The organism is Populibacterium corticicola, from assembly GCF_042683685.1.
Classification (GTDB): domain Bacteria; phylum Actinomycetota; class Actinomycetes; order Actinomycetales; family Cellulomonadaceae; genus Timonella; species Timonella corticicola.
In genome coordinates, this window is the sequence record NZ_JBHUOP010000001.1 from 492,797 (window position 1) to 505,765 (window position 12,969).

Consider the following 12,969-nt stretch of genomic DNA (forward strand, 5'->3'; position numbering starts at 1 on the left):
CCCTCAAGGAAAGGACCACGCCATGTGCGCTCGAGTAACCTGCGGTAACTGTGGAAAGGCGACCTGGACCGGCTGCGGCCAGCACATCGAGGACGCCCTGTACGGCGTGGCTGAGACGGATCGCTGCACCTGCTCATGAATCAACTGAGCGTTAACCGGGCGCAAGAACGCCCAACGATAGGCGAGTGGCGGGACGGATACGGTGTCCCAGTCATCAACGAACGGACGGTACGTGCAGCCGCGGGCCTACTGTTTCTCGGAGGGGCATTCGCGGCAGTGTCCGCCTTCAACACTGGCTCGAGCGTGCCACTGCGACCCTTTGGAATGTTCTTCCTGATCGACATGCTTATCCGAGTGATTGTCAGTGACCGCTGGTCACCGTCGCTGGCCCTTGGTGGACTCATCGTGCGCGGCCAAGCCCCCGAATGGGTCGGTGCACCGCAAAAGGGATTCGCCTGGGGGCTGGGTATCGTCCTTGCGGTCACCAGTTGCCTCGCCATGGGAACGCTCAACCTGCCGCTCGCAGCCGTCATGGCGCTGTGCGGAGTGTGCCTCACCCTGCTGTTTATCGAAGCCTCGTTCGGTATCTGCGCGGGATGCCAACTACAACGACTTTTCAGTAGGACAGCACCGCAACACTGCCCGGGCGAGGTCTGCCCAATCAACCACACCCACAAGGACACACCACATGCGTAAAGCCACCATTGCCGCACTCGCGGCACTCACACTTCTCGCATTCACGGGATGCTCAAACGATCCCACCCAGAACGTGGCCCTCACCGAAGACACGATCATCATAGACGTCCGCACGCCAGCAGAATATGCCGAAGGACACCTCGAAGGCGCAACGCTACTCGACTACAACGCCGGACAACTCGCCGCTGAACTCGACAGCCTCGACCAGAATACGCAGTATGCCGTGTACTGCCGCTCCGGCAACCGATCCGCCCAATCCAAACAACTCATGGAAGATGCAGGAATCACCAACGTCATCGACCTCGGATCAGTTCAAGACGCAGCAGCCAGCACCGAAATCAACATCGTCACCGGCTAAACATGAACTGTATCCGTCCCTGACCAGTAGCAGAGCGTAAGATGACGGAATAACGACCCAGCTCGTCGGAAAGCAGAAAACCGCATGCCCACCAAAGCGCGCCTCCTGATTGCCGCCATACTCGCGGTCACCGCAGGTGCCGCAACCATCAGCGTGTTCTTTGTGGACCACATCAAAGCGCCCGAACCAGTCGCGATCACAGAATGCGACCCAACCTTCAAAGAACTCGACTTCGCTGGTGAAGTCGTCTGCTATACCGACGGAACCTTCGAAATCATCGACACAGGTTTTGGAGCCCCAAGACTCGAAGCCGTAATTATCACCAAATAATCAGACCACCCAACCCGCTGTAAGATGGTGGCTTGTGAGTCCCAAGTCCCGCATCGGCCACGCACAACAACTGGCCGACATCACACCGCACGTCTCCGCCGACCGTCTGCTCGCAGAGTTCGTGCCCCCACGACACTTCCACACAGCGCGATTCGACACCTACCGTGCCAACTCGCAATACCCCAGCCAAGAAACCACCCGCGAGCGCCTGCGCGAAGCCGCCAAGCAGATCAGCGGCTCAAAAGGCTGGCTCACCAAATTCCTCCAAAACTCCAAAAAAGCCCCAGCCATCTACATGGATGGCGGCTTCGGAGTCGGAAAAACCCACCTCCTCGCATCCCTCGCACACGAGGTTGGAATCGAACGCACCGCGTACGGAACATTCGTCGAATACACCAACCTGGTCGGCGCGCTAGGATTCGCCAAAACGGTTGAGGCGCTCGCCGAAAAAGTACTCGTATGTATCGACGAGTTCGAGCTCGACGATCCGGGTGACACTGTCCTGATGTCCCGGCTCCTGCGTGAGCTCGCAGACAGGGGAGTGGCGATCGCCGCGACCTCGAACACCCTGCCCGACTCCCTCGGTGAAGGCAGGTTCGCTGCCGAAGACTTCCTGCGCGAAATCCAGGCGCTCGCAGCCCGGTTTGAGGTGCTGCGCGTTGATGGCGAGGACTACCGGCGTCGTTCGGTTCCAAGTTCCATGCCTGGCCTGCCCGATGAAGATGTGCTCGATCTGGCCGAGGGCGTTTCGGTTGACGGCCTGACCACGGTTGATGGGTTCGATGAGGTGCTGCGTCATCTGGCGTTCGTGCACCCGAGCCAGTACGGTGCGATGCTCGACGGCATTGCCCTGGTTGGGTTGACCGGCGTGCATCCGATTGAGGACCAGTCCACAGGCTTGCGTTTCGTGGTGCTTGTGGACCGCCTGTATGACCGTGAGGTTCCGGTGCTTTTGGGCGGTTCGGGCCTGGACTGCTTGTTCTCCGAGACGATGCTCAACGGCGGGTATCGCAAGAAGTACTTCCGGGCGCTGTCGCGTTTGGGTGCGCTGGCTCAGGAGGGCCGTCTGCTCGTAGGCCGCGAGGTCGCGTAGGTTTTTCTGTTCTGATTGCCGACGATTCCCCGGCTCCCAGCACAATGCCGGGTTCTGCTAGCGTCACTGCGGGTGAAACCTATTCGCTGGGCACCATTTTGATTGGCGGTGGATCAGCTATGGGGGTTGACTACGAGAGCGTTGGCTGTGCCGCTGATTCGGGCGCTTGGCTCGTAGCGCCCTAACAACTGACTCGCTGTAGGCGGTTGGCCTTAACGTAGGGCGCGAAGATACCGGTTACGAGCAACAATCTGGACGATGCGCAGAAAAGGATAGATCGCACGCCACGGTTGGGTGTCTGACGGTGCCGTGAGCGAACGGACTGTGAGGATCACATCAGTGTCCGTCCTGTGCACGATGAACGCCTCTTCACCAGTGACCGGATGCCCGGGACGGGTGCGGTACGAGAATCCAACACGGTCAGGTTCTTCAACAACTCGAACCACCGTGATTGGTTCGACGACCGTGATACCTGCGACTCGTGCCGTCACCGTCAACTGCGTTCCTGGTGAAACCTTGCTTGAGTTGCTCACCTGAAAGCCGCTACGAGTCTTGATCGCCCAGCGCAACACATCGTGAGTTGCCTGCTCCCAGCACTGTTCGCCGTGGCCAATGACGGTGGAAACCTCGGTGCGGCGAAAGCCCTCGGAGGTTGTTTGAGACCAGACCGGTAACTCGGGTGCGGTGTTCACTGAAGTATCCAATCGATGCCCTCTCATGGTGGTTTTCCGGTGTGAGGGTGGTTTTTTGTGGTTGTTGACTCCGGAACACCACTATGCGGGGATGCGTCAGGCCTCTGCGAGCCGACGTTTTTCTTCCTCGATGTCGAAACTAGGCGGAGGCCATTCGAGATTGAGGTCTTCGAGGGCATGCAACAGCAGTTGGGAGACCGCGAGGCGAGCAAACCACTTGTTGTTTGCGGGAATGATATGCCACGGCGCAGTCTCAGTTGAGGTGCGTTCCAGCATGATCTCGAAAGCTTCTTGATAATCCGGCCACATAAGACGCCCATCAATGTCGCTCGGATCGTACTTCCAGTACTTATCGGGACGGCTTAGGCGTTCACCAAGCCGGGCTTTCTGCTCATCAGGGTTGATGTGTAGCAGCACCTTGATGATCGTGGTGCCAGAATCGGCGAGTTCGCGTTCGAACTGGAGGATGTCGTCGTAGCGACCTTCAATCTCCTCCAGCGGGGCTAGTTCGTTGACTCGCGCAACGAGCACGTCCTCATAGTGGGAGCGATCGAACACGCCAATGTGTCCCGGACGTGGAGTTTTGTTCTTGATGCGCCAGAGGAAGTGGTGTTCAAGTTCCTCGGCAGTGGGTTTGCCAAATGAAGCATGCTGTACGCCCTGCGGGTCCACGAGCCCGATCACGTGGCGTACGATCCCGCCCTTTCCGGCCGTATCCATGCCCTGCAAGATCAGCAGAATAGAACGAGACCCACCGCTGCGACCATCCGCGAACAAACGTTCCTGAAGTTCGGAGAGCTGGCGACCCGTCTCAGCGAGAAGAGATTCGGCCTCCTTACGTCCGTGCTTCCAACCGGGTGTGCTCGAAGCATCAATGTCCGCGAGCGCCACACCCTGCGTGAACACGGTGGTTTCTTGGATCGTCTCTTTGAACTTCGTGGCACGTCCTGCGGTTTTCTGGGCGTGCTTGAGCTTCTTGGTGTTCTTCGCTGCCTTGCCCGCAGCGGACTTCTTGTTGAGTTTCGCGGATTTCTTTGACTTCTTAGGTTTCTTTGACATCGTGACCTCGTTGTCTTGTCAGCGGGCGAGTCTGTGGAGCAGTTCTGAGCATAAGTGTAGGGCGTGATCTGAACCAATGGTGGATGAAACACCAGGTTCGGGTCACGCCCTATAAGCGTGCGTCAGGTCTACTGAGCGTAGCGACGAAACAGTACGCTCAGCCCTTGACGCACAGGATCGTGCGCAGTCGCACCACGACCTCAATGAGGTCCGTTTGCGCGGCAATCACGTCCTCCAGGTTCTTGTACGCACCTGGGATTTCGTCGAGCACGCCCTCGTCCTTACGGCATTCAACACCGGCAGTCTGAGCCGCAAGGTCAGCCGTGGTGTACGTGCGCTTCGCAGCGTTACGCGACATCTTTCGGCCAGCGCCGTGGGATGCGGAGTAGTAGGACAACGGGTTTCCCAGTCCCTTCACAATGTACGAACCCGTTCCCATAGAACCTGGGATCAGGCCGTACATTCCTTCAGTTGCGCGGATCGCTCCCTTACGCGTGACAATCAGGTCTTGGCCATCGACGTTCTCGTGCTGAACATAGTTGTGGTGCACGTTAGCGACTTGCTCAAACGTCGGGTCCAAGTCCGCGAAGTGGCGGCGCACTACATCCTGAAGCAAACGCATCATCTGGGCACGAGACTGTGCCGCATAACGTTGCGCCCACTGAAGGTCATGCATGTACGCATCCATCTCGGACGTTCCAGACAAGAACACAGCCAGGTCACGGTCCGGCAGGGTGAGGTTGTGCTCGAGGTCCTTAGCCTTGGACACGTGCCATTCGGCGATCATCTTGCCCACTGCACGCGAACCTGAGTGAAGCTGCAGCCACACCCGGTCATTGTCGTCGAGGCACACCTCAACAAAGTGGTTGCCACCGCCAAGCGAACCTAGTTGCTTACGGATCTTCGACTCATTGCGCTGCACGCCTGCGTGCAGCGAATCAAATTCCTGCCACAGGTCAGCACCCGCGTCGAGCGGGTCGCGGTGTCCATGCCATCCGGTGGGGATTGCCCGCTCGATGTCGTGACGCAACCCGGCCAAATCGTCGGGAAGATCTGTTGCAGTCAACGATGTGAGCACACCTATCATGCCGCAGCCGATGTCCACGCCCACTGCGTTTGGGGAGACGGCGTCCTTCATCGCGATTACCGATCCGATGGTTGCGCCCTTTCCGAGGTGCACATCCGGCATCACGCGAACGCCATGTACCCACGGCAGCGCCGAAATGTTACGCAACTGAGCCAGTGCTTCTGGCTCGATTTCACTCTCACGGGCCCACATCAGCGTGGATGTGCCCGAAAGAGTCACTGGGAAAACCATTTTCCTTCCTTTCTGTGCTCGTCAACAGTAGGGAAGGAGCGTGGGGCAGCGCACGTTATTTATGTGAAGCGAGGATATGATCGAGCGTATGAACGATCCTGAACTACAAAACACACGCATTAACTGGTCTGAAGGAACATGGACTAATGAGCCTGCGATCACGCACATCACCGATGATGGAGTTTTGCATGTCACCGCAGTTGAAGGTAGCGACGCATGGCGGCATACGGCCTACGGGTTTGTGCACGAAAGCGAACATGCGTTGGGTGTTACTTTCGCCCCAGGAACATCCATGGAAGTTGATTTCGGTACCAACTTCACGGGCGAATTCGATCAAGCTGGCCTTTACGTACGGGTATCGAACGAACACTGGGTGAAGGCTGGTGTCGAGTTTGCTGACGGTGCCCCACAACTTGGGGCCGTTGTCACCCGCGGAACCTCCGACTGGTCTTCCGCACAAGCTCCAGAATGGGGCAACACCCGCGTCAGTATTCGAGTTAGTTGGAGGAACGATGCCTTGACTTTCCGGGCTCGGCGAACCGGCACTGACTGGCAACTACTGCGCGTCCTGCCGCTGACCGAACAAGACGGTGTAACTGCAGGTCCCTTTGTATGTGGGCCAACTCATGCTGGGTTAGAAGTGCCATTCTATGGATGGCGGGTAGGTAGCCCAGATACGTCAATCCACTAGTTTTGTCCGGTTGTTTTCTGAACAGCTTCCCGTTTTTCGACGAGATGGGACTTAAGCATTAGGCTTACGTGTCAGTGGGGAGTAGTATTCTTAAATATCGGCCACGCCACCTCATATGATCGTGGTGATTATGGCCTAACGGGCGATTGGCGCAGTGGTAGCGCGCTTCCTTCACACGGAAGAGGTCGTGGGTTCGATACCCGCATCGCCCACAGTAAACATACTGTTCAAGATGTATTTCCCTCAAGTGCTGCTTGCGAAAATCGACTAGGTGCACACGTGCGGCTGTTTTTACCATTTCTTGACTATCCAGCACCGTCACTCAAGGACGCCTCAGAGGGCGGCGCTCAGTCTTGCGCTGATGTCGGCGGCGTGACGATAAACAACCGCAACATCGCCTAGGTTCCGGTACTGTCGGCTCGTTTGCGGGGTGGCGGCATCGTGGCGCTCCACTCATCAACGAGACTGAATTAGCGTGGGTTAGCGCCAGGTGCCCGTCCAGTCGTAGATGTCACCATTGGTCTGATACTCGCGGAGTTCAATGATTCGACCGTTGCATACTCGAGCGACAGTAACGCCATCAAATGAGGACCGGACTCCTTGCCACGTGCATTCGAAAGTCCACGTGGACACCTCCCGGTCACCTGTAACGATGTGGTCGTGCACTTCCTACTGGTGCACGATTCCACCCGCGTCAAGCCAAGTCTCAGCCCACTGTTTGACCCGCTCACGGCCCACATAGCGCGGGCCGTAGCACTCTATGATGACGCAATCGGAGTTGACCGCGTTCGTGATTCGCTCCACGTCGTTCGCTACCCAAGCGTCGATGTAGGTGATGAGTGCCGTCATGGATATCTCCAAAGCTAAGCTAGTTGCGTGGTGCGGCCGGAGCGGGAGGCGTCCAGCCCATTGCGGCGTCTGCGCCCCGGCTGACAAGGCTGGCAGGCGTTAGACGCATGAGCGAGTTACGCACGGTTTGTAGCCAGCCTCCACCCAAGTGTGCTCCGGCTTGCCCAGACATGAATGCCGCGCGACCAAGAGTGCGGCAGCGTGGACGGCGCTCCCGATCAAACTGGTCAAGCGCTAGCCGAAGGGAGCCTCCTGCGGCAACGGGATGGCCAACCAGCAAACCGACACACAGACCGTCTTCCAAAGCTGTTGCCGCACCCTGGCCCATCGTGGGCAGAAAACCGTGGGCGGCGTCGCCAATCATGACAACTCGACCACTCGCGTAACTGGGCAAGCCACCTGGGAGACGATGGACATCGTGACGCATCAGCGCGGAGGGATCCGTGCGTTCAAGCAACCCTTGAACGGATGGTGCCCATCCCGCGAATCGCCTACGGGCCGCTGCCAGTTCGTCAAGGAAAGTGGTTCCTTCCGGCAGTTTGATGTATCCGTACCAGTAGGTTTGTTCCTCGGACACGGGCATCACACCGAACTCGGCGTGGGGTCCCCAGAACTGTTGCAGTGTGGTTTCTCCCGGGAGGCGTGGGATTATCGCGCGCCAACTGGAATACCCGCTATAGAGGGTACGGGACTGTGGGGACAAGACATTCCGCAACGCACTGCGCATTCCGTCTGCCCCAACGACGAGGTCAGCGGTGCGACCTGCCACCACCGCGAGGGCTCCGTCGGGCTCTCCAGGTTCTACTGAGTTCACTGGGGTTCCGGTGACAATCTCTACATCGAGGTCACGGCAACGTTGTAGGAGCGCTGCGTGGAGCCTGCCACGATGGATTCCAATGAGGCTGATGTTTGTCGTGGTCGATGAAGAGTCGGGGATCGTGAGAATCGGCTGCCCGGTGGAGGTCCAGGTTCCCGCGGCACGTGTTTGAAACCCGAGAGACAGTAGTTGATCTTCGGTGAAACCAAGACCGCAGAACGCCGCTACGGCATTGCGGGACATGGAGACACCTGCACCGACTTCTTTGAGTTCAGGTGCTTGTTCGAGAACGGTCACCTGCCAGCCCTGCTGGGCTAACGATGCCGCTGCCGCTAAACCGGCGATACCGCCGCCAACCACTATCGCTGTGTGCGTCATCGGGGTTCTCCAATTTCTCAAGTGCGGTCAAGGTGATGCCAGACTGCGTGATTATGCCCTCAGTGCGTGGTGCATGTTGCCCGCAAAGACGCGGGCAAGCTCCAGCAATGCCTCGCTGTGTGGCAGGTTGATTCCGTCCCAGCGGCTCACCTGCTGCACGTTCCGCAGCGTTCCGAGCAGCGCGATTGGCTTGCCGACGATACCCCGAGTCAGTTCGCCTGGTTCGGCTTCGCGCAGCGCAAGTCCCGCCTCGGCGGCCCAGTCAAGTACGAGGCGCCGCGTCACACCTGGCAAACACCCCGAGGATAGGGCAGGAGTGACCAGCCCATCGCCAAGGTCAACCACGACATTGGTCATGGTTCCCTCCGCCACATCGCCCGAGGTATTGAACAGCAACGCCTCGGTTGCTCCCACCGCGACAGCCTCGCGCAGTGCATACGCGTTCTCGGCATAGGACGTCGACTTATGCCCGGTAAGCGCCGAACGCTCATTACGCACAAACCGCGACGTCAACACGGTCGCTTCGCTCGTATTCACAAGACCCAGCGCGGGGCCGCTTCCTGCGGACAATGTCACAGACATCGACATTGGCGACGAGCCCCCACCACCCAGCGCACGTCCAGTCCGCCACACGGTTATGCGCAGTCGCCCAACACCTGTGATCGAATCACCCGCGCGTGCAACAACCGCCGCAATACCTTCGCTGACGTGCTTGCGGTCAAGACTTTCGAACCCGAGCGCAGCCATCGACGATTCCAGCCGCTCCACATGTTCGGTGAGCGCAAAGGGGACACCGCCATAAACAGCGAGCGTCTCAAACAGTCCGTCCCCAACCAGCAGCCCTGGGTCGAGAGGCGAGGGGGATGGTGAGGGCTCGTCGGCAATGAAACCATCAACCCACGTGACTGTCATACGGAACCTCCCGAAGCGAGCGCGATCAAGCGCGAAGCCTTCAACTGCGTTTCCTCCCACTCGCGTACGGGGTCAGAACCCCATGTGATGCCAGCGCCCGTGCCGAAATGTAGGGCGGGGCCGCCGCACGACGCGCAGTGCCGTTCCCACCAGAACGAACGGATACCAACCGCCAACTCTGCCCGACCGGTGTCGCCATCGACCCAGCCGAAACCGCCGCAGTACGGGCCACGCGGATGAGACTCCAACTCGGAGATGATGCGCAGCGCACTCGACTTGGGTGCTCCGGACACAGAACCCGGCGGGAATGTGGCGTCGAATACTCGCTGCCAGAAATCGTCAGACGCGAACGTTTCGGGGGAGACACGCCCCTCAACCGTTGAGACAAGATGCACGAGACCCGGATGCTCTTCGACATTGAGGAAGTTCCTTACCGCGACCGTCCCAGGCTCGCAGACGGGCGACACATCGTTGCGGACAAGGTCAGTGATCATGACGTTCTCGGCGGTGTCCTTGTCCGTGAGGCCATCACGATTCACCGCCGTGCCCTTGATGGGGCTTGACTCGATCAGTGCGCCGCCCGCGTCAGGCGAAATGCGAATGAACAGTTCAGGTGAGGCAGAAGCCAGCCAGACCTGTTCTTCCGGGACGGTGCTCGTGACTCGGATGTACCCGAGGAACGGTGCCGGATTGCCGTGCGCAAAAATGTCCGTGAGAGCCGCAGGGCTGTGCGGTTTGTCCAGTGAAGCACTCAGGACCCTGCAGATATTCGCCTGATAGACCGTGCCATCAGCAACATGCTCACGCGTGCGCGCCACTGCCTGTTGATACTGTTCGGCGGTGTGCGAGGAAACCCAGGCATCAGCGTCTGGGCCGCGCCATGCCGGTGTGGCTGGGAGATCTCGCGGTGCTGAGGTCACGTCCTCAAAGCGCCAGCCGCGTAGCCGCCCCTCAAAATCCGCAATCACAAACCACTGACCGCCAGCCTGCAGACGGGACAGCAGCGCCGAGCCCGAAGCGAACTCCGCGACCGACCCACTGCTCAACCCACGAAACTGAACCTCACCATGCACGCATACAAAACTACCCAACAAGTGGCATCAACCATAGCCGGTGTCCACACGCAAGTGCTTGAGCGTTGAAACTGTTTTGTGGGTAGGGAGTGGGCGAGGTGATTGGGGCACCGAACGGTTGTAACTGCCTCATACCTCGAGCAGTTATACGGTCCAGAGCGGTTCAACGCGATTTGGAAATACGAGGTCAGTCGTATTAAGGTTTTACATGTCGCCGCGAGCAACGGGTTAATCCTGTATGGCTCGGCAGCGAAATGCGGATGTGGCTCAGGGGTAGAGCATCACCTTGCCAAGGTGAGGGTCGCGGGTTCGAATCCCGTCATCCGCTCGGAGACAAGGTGCTGAACACTCAGTTCCAGCCTCATGGTGGAGTGGCCGAGAGGATAGGCAGCGGCCTGCAAAGCCGTCCACACGGGTTCGAATCCCGTCTCCACCTCCAAGACTCACAGATCTTTTATGAGTTCTTGCGCGATTGGCGCAGCGGTAGCGCGCTTCCCTGACACGGAAGAGGTCACTGGTTCGATCCCAGTATCGCGCACAGGCAAACGTGCCTTGGCGCTCTTCACAGAGTGCCTTTTGTTTGCCGTGTAGGTTCTCCTACACAACACATGCGGATGTGGCTCAGGGGTAGAGCATCACCTTGCCAAGGTGAGGGTCGCGGGTTCGAATCCCGTCATCCGCTCGGAGAAACACTGGTAGGCCAGTTCATCTCTCACGGTGGAATGGCCGAGAGGATAGGCAGCGGCCTGCAAAGCCGTCCACACGGGTTCGAATCCCGTTTCCACCTCCAAGAACTTCACTCAAGTTCTTGCGCGATTGGCGCAGCGGTAGCGCGCTTCCCTGACACGGAAGAGGTCACTGGTTCGATCCCAGTATCGCGCACAGAGTAAAACCCCTGATGATTCAGGGGTTTTCTGTGTTTCTGCGACAACTGTCAGGCCCTAATATGATTTGCGGCGTGCTGTCGCGAGAACCTCACCACCTATCGGTGGGGTGGAATTGTTCCGGGTACCTAGTTTTTGTGCGCGCACCCGGGCTCTTTTGGCACCACCGAGATGAGCGCGACCCATGTTCAGAGGGAAATGAGACGTGGTAACTTCTGCTTATGGGAGCATGGGGAAACGGTGCATTCGAGAATGACGGCGCATTGGATCTGATCGCAGACCTACGACACGGAAACTTCAGTTTTGACGAAATCCAGTGGGCTTTCGAAGACAAAAACTACCTAGAAGTAGACGGCGGACAGATGGCGTTGGCGCTGGCTGAAATAGCCGTGGCGATTCGCAAGGGTCAACCATCGCCGGTTGAAGAACTTGAACTCTCGACCGTTGCGCAACACTTCACACCAGAGGCAATTGGATTCATACGCGAGCAGGTGCAACGCACACTCTCAGATGCAGAACACTCCGAACTCTATGAGTTATGGGAGGAAACAGACGAACTTGACGAGTGGCTCAGAGCATCGCGTGCCACGCTGAATGAACTTGCCTAGCACCGTTCGACGATTGATTCAGCGGGCATAGGGGAACGGTAGTTTCACGAGTCCTCGCGCTGGTAGGTGAGGGCGTGTCCTAGCTGCGGTGTCGTCGTCAATGAAAACGTACAAAAAGTGGCCCCACCGCTCAAGCGATGGGGCCACAAGCATAAGAACGCTACGGAGTTGCGCGACCGCCGTTGACGTTCAAGGTCTCGCCGAGAATATAACTGGACTCGTTCGATGCCAGGAACACGTAAGTCGGTGCCAACTCGGCAGGCTGGCCTGCGCGGCCAAGCCAGGTGTCGTGACCGAATGACGTCAACTTCTCCGGCGGCTGACCGTGCGAAGGTTGCAACGGCGTCCAAATCGGTCCCGGCGCCACGGCGTTCACGCGAATACCCTTCGGACCCAACTGCGCGGCAAGGCCCTTGGTGAAATTGTTGATCGCGGCCTTCGTGGAGGCGTAATCCAACAGGTGCGGCGACGGTGAATACGCCTGAATCGACGTGGTGTTGATGATCGTTGAACCTGGCTCCATCACGCGAGCCGCATCCCTTGACAGTGCAAAGGTCGCAAACACGTTCACCGCGAACGTCTGCTCAATCTGCTCATCAGACAGTTCGTCTATGTCCTCAACACTCAACTGCTTCCCCGCATTGTTTACGAGGATGTCGAGACCGCCAAATGCCCCAAGCGTTTTGTGCACGAGTGTGTTGCGGTAGGAGACATCCGCGAGGTCACCGGGAAGATGTAGGACCTTTACGCCTGTCTCGTCCAGGATCTTGTCGATCTCCACTGCATCGGGTTGCTCAGCGGGTAGGTACGCCAACGCAACGTTGGCGCCCTCACGTGCGAATGCGATGGCCACAGCAGCGCCAATCCCAGAGTCGGCACCGGTGATTAGTGCGTTGCGCCCACGTAGCCTGCCGGAACCTCGATAGGTGTGTTCGCCTCGGTAGGCCCGTGGTTCGAGTTTCTGATCGAGACCCGGTTCTGGCTGTTGTTGCTCGGGAGGTTCGATTTTGGGAAATGCCGTCCGCGGGTCGACGAGTCCTCCGTGCACATGATTGCGGTTCGGTGGGTGAGGCCCTCCGCGAGTATGGGCTCCCAGTGTTGCGGGACCATCGGGAAGCGCTCCACCCTCATCGGACCAATCGTGTCCAGTCTCGTCGCTGTGTGCGGGGTCAGAGACACTGTCGTGCTCGTGTGGTGCCGTCATCTTTCCT

At 58.5% G+C, this 12,969-nt stretch carries 14 protein-coding genes and 7 tRNA genes; 13 read left to right on the plus strand and 8 right to left on the minus strand.

Annotated features, from left to right (window positions below):
* The first annotated feature begins 135 nt into the window (after nt 1–135).
* The 4 genes from ACFSYH_RS02255 to zapE all read left to right on the plus strand — a co-directional run bounded on the left by ACFSYH_RS02255 (nt 136) and on the right by zapE (nt 2,477).
* On the plus strand, nt 136–696 hold the full coding sequence (locus ACFSYH_RS02255) for a DUF4395 domain-containing protein (protein WP_377464858.1): 561 nt from the start codon (nt 136–138) through the stop codon (nt 694–696).
* On the plus strand, nt 689–1,054 hold the full coding sequence (locus tag ACFSYH_RS02260) for a rhodanese-like domain-containing protein (RefSeq protein ID WP_377464859.1): 366 nt from the start codon (nt 689–691) through the stop codon (nt 1,052–1,054). The genes ACFSYH_RS02255 and ACFSYH_RS02260 overlap by 8 nt, the downstream gene beginning before the upstream one ends.
* A gap of 84 nt (nt 1,055–1,138) precedes the next feature.
* The gene (locus ACFSYH_RS02265; protein ID WP_377464860.1) at nt 1,139–1,384 is read left to right on the plus strand and encodes a hypothetical protein; all 246 of its coding nucleotides are present in this window, start codon (nt 1,139–1,141) and stop codon (nt 1,382–1,384) included.
* Nucleotides 1,385–1,418: 34 nt separating this feature from the next.
* Nucleotides 1,419–2,477, plus strand: coding sequence for a cell division protein ZapE (gene zapE / locus ACFSYH_RS02270; RefSeq protein WP_377464862.1), 1,059 nt, complete (start codon nt 1,419–1,421; stop codon nt 2,475–2,477).
* 212 nt (nt 2,478–2,689) lie between these two features.
* On the opposite strand, the gene ACFSYH_RS02275 is transcribed toward zapE, so the two are convergent.
* From ACFSYH_RS02275 to ACFSYH_RS02285, 3 genes are all read right to left on the minus strand, one after another.
* A complete protein-coding gene (locus ACFSYH_RS02275) occupies nt 2,690–3,169 on the minus strand; it encodes a DUF1990 family protein (RefSeq protein ID WP_377464863.1) in 480 nt (159 codons plus the stop codon).
* Between the two features lie 96 nt (nt 3,170–3,265).
* Entirely contained in the window at nt 3,266–4,228 is a 963-nt protein-coding gene (locus ACFSYH_RS02280) for a PPK2 family polyphosphate kinase (RefSeq protein ID WP_377464864.1), read from the minus strand.
* Nucleotides 4,229–4,385: 157 nt separating this feature from the next.
* On the minus strand, nt 4,386–5,546 hold the full coding sequence (locus tag ACFSYH_RS02285; RefSeq protein ID WP_377464865.1) for an RtcB family protein: 1,161 nt from the start codon (nt 5,544–5,546) through the stop codon (nt 4,386–4,388).
* Nucleotides 5,547–5,634: 88 nt separating this feature from the next.
* Between ACFSYH_RS02285 and ACFSYH_RS02290 the strand changes: the two genes are divergently transcribed.
* Complete coding sequence (locus ACFSYH_RS02290; protein WP_377464866.1) at nt 5,635–6,237, plus strand: DUF1349 domain-containing protein; 603 nt, start codon at nt 5,635–5,637, stop codon at nt 6,235–6,237.
* 140 nt (nt 6,238–6,377) lie between these two features.
* Nucleotides 6,378–6,449 (plus strand) — tRNA-Val (locus ACFSYH_RS02295).
* A gap of 457 nt (nt 6,450–6,906) precedes the next feature.
* On the opposite strand, the gene ACFSYH_RS02300 is transcribed toward ACFSYH_RS02295, so the two are convergent.
* From ACFSYH_RS02300 to ACFSYH_RS02315, 4 genes are read right to left on the minus strand one after another with little or no spacing between them, the layout of a single operon-like run.
* Nucleotides 6,907–7,086, minus strand: a complete 180-nt coding sequence (locus tag ACFSYH_RS02300) for a hypothetical protein (RefSeq protein ID WP_377464867.1) — start codon at nt 7,084–7,086, stop codon at nt 6,907–6,909.
* Between the two features lie 19 nt (nt 7,087–7,105).
* Entirely contained in the window at nt 7,106–8,281 is a 1,176-nt protein-coding gene (locus ACFSYH_RS02305) for an FAD-dependent oxidoreductase (protein WP_377464869.1), read from the minus strand.
* A gap of 51 nt (nt 8,282–8,332) precedes the next feature.
* Nucleotides 8,333–9,193 (minus strand): aminotransferase class IV, encoded by an 861-nt coding sequence (locus ACFSYH_RS02310; protein WP_377464870.1) that lies wholly within the window; start codon nt 9,191–9,193, stop codon nt 8,333–8,335.
* Nucleotides 9,190–10,239, minus strand: a complete 1,050-nt coding sequence (locus tag ACFSYH_RS02315) for a chorismate-binding protein (protein WP_377464871.1) — start codon at nt 10,237–10,239, stop codon at nt 9,190–9,192. Before ACFSYH_RS02315 ends, ACFSYH_RS02310 begins: the two co-directional genes overlap by 4 nt.
* A 283-nt stretch (nt 10,240–10,522) precedes the next feature.
* Here ACFSYH_RS02315 and ACFSYH_RS02320 point away from each other — a divergent pair.
* The 7 genes from ACFSYH_RS02320 to ACFSYH_RS02350 all read left to right on the plus strand — a co-directional run bounded on the left by ACFSYH_RS02320 (nt 10,523) and on the right by ACFSYH_RS02350 (nt 11,758).
* Nucleotides 10,523–10,594, plus strand: a tRNA-Gly gene (locus ACFSYH_RS02320).
* Between the two features lie 37 nt (nt 10,595–10,631).
* Nucleotides 10,632–10,705: transfer RNA gene (locus ACFSYH_RS02325), tRNA-Cys, on the plus strand.
* A gap of 27 nt (nt 10,706–10,732) precedes the next feature.
* A tRNA-Val gene (locus ACFSYH_RS02330) sits at nt 10,733–10,804 on the plus strand.
* Between the two features lie 72 nt (nt 10,805–10,876).
* A tRNA-Gly gene (locus ACFSYH_RS02335) sits at nt 10,877–10,948 on the plus strand.
* Between the two features lie 34 nt (nt 10,949–10,982).
* Nucleotides 10,983–11,056, plus strand: a tRNA-Cys gene (locus tag ACFSYH_RS02340).
* 20 nt (nt 11,057–11,076) lie between these two features.
* Nucleotides 11,077–11,148: transfer RNA gene (locus tag ACFSYH_RS02345), tRNA-Val, on the plus strand.
* Nucleotides 11,149–11,371: 223 nt separating this feature from the next.
* On the plus strand, nt 11,372–11,758 hold the full coding sequence (locus ACFSYH_RS02350) for a DUF4259 domain-containing protein (protein ID WP_377464873.1): 387 nt from the start codon (nt 11,372–11,374) through the stop codon (nt 11,756–11,758).
* A gap of 160 nt (nt 11,759–11,918) precedes the next feature.
* Here the strand turns inward: ACFSYH_RS02350 and ACFSYH_RS02355 are convergent, their stop codons facing one another.
* Entirely contained in the window at nt 11,919–12,962 is a 1,044-nt protein-coding gene (locus ACFSYH_RS02355; protein WP_377464875.1) for an SDR family oxidoreductase, read from the minus strand.
* Between the last annotated feature and the right edge of the window lie 7 nt (nt 12,963–12,969).

Coding starts and splice junctions, on each gene's coding strand:
- ACFSYH_RS02355 (WP_377464875.1), bottom strand. CDS start 12,962: ATGACGGCACCACACGAGCACGACAGTGTCTCTGACCCCGCACACAGC.
- ACFSYH_RS02305 (WP_377464869.1), bottom strand. CDS start 8,281: ATGACGCACACAGCGATAGTGGTTGGCGGCGGTATCGCCGGTTTAGCG.
- ACFSYH_RS02350 (WP_377464873.1), top strand. CDS start 11,372: ATGGGAGCATGGGGAAACGGTGCATTCGAGAATGACGGCGCATTGGAT.
- ACFSYH_RS02310 (WP_377464870.1), bottom strand. CDS start 9,193: ATGACAGTCACGTGGGTTGATGGTTTCATTGCCGACGAGCCCTCACCA.
- ACFSYH_RS02300 (WP_377464867.1), bottom strand. CDS start 7,086: ATGACGGCACTCATCACCTACATCGACGCTTGGGTAGCGAACGACGTG.
- ACFSYH_RS02260 (WP_377464859.1), top strand. CDS start 689: ATGCGTAAAGCCACCATTGCCGCACTCGCGGCACTCACACTTCTCGCA.
- ACFSYH_RS02290 (WP_377464866.1), top strand. CDS start 5,635: ATGAACGATCCTGAACTACAAAACACACGCATTAACTGGTCTGAAGGA.
- ACFSYH_RS02280 (WP_377464864.1), bottom strand. CDS start 4,228: ATGTCAAAGAAACCTAAGAAGTCAAAGAAATCCGCGAAACTCAACAAG.
- ACFSYH_RS02285 (WP_377464865.1), bottom strand. CDS start 5,546: ATGGTTTTCCCAGTGACTCTTTCGGGCACATCCACGCTGATGTGGGCC.
- ACFSYH_RS02255 (WP_377464858.1), top strand. CDS start 136: ATGAATCAACTGAGCGTTAACCGGGCGCAAGAACGCCCAACGATAGGC.
- ACFSYH_RS02265 (WP_377464860.1), top strand. CDS start 1,139: ATGCCCACCAAAGCGCGCCTCCTGATTGCCGCCATACTCGCGGTCACC.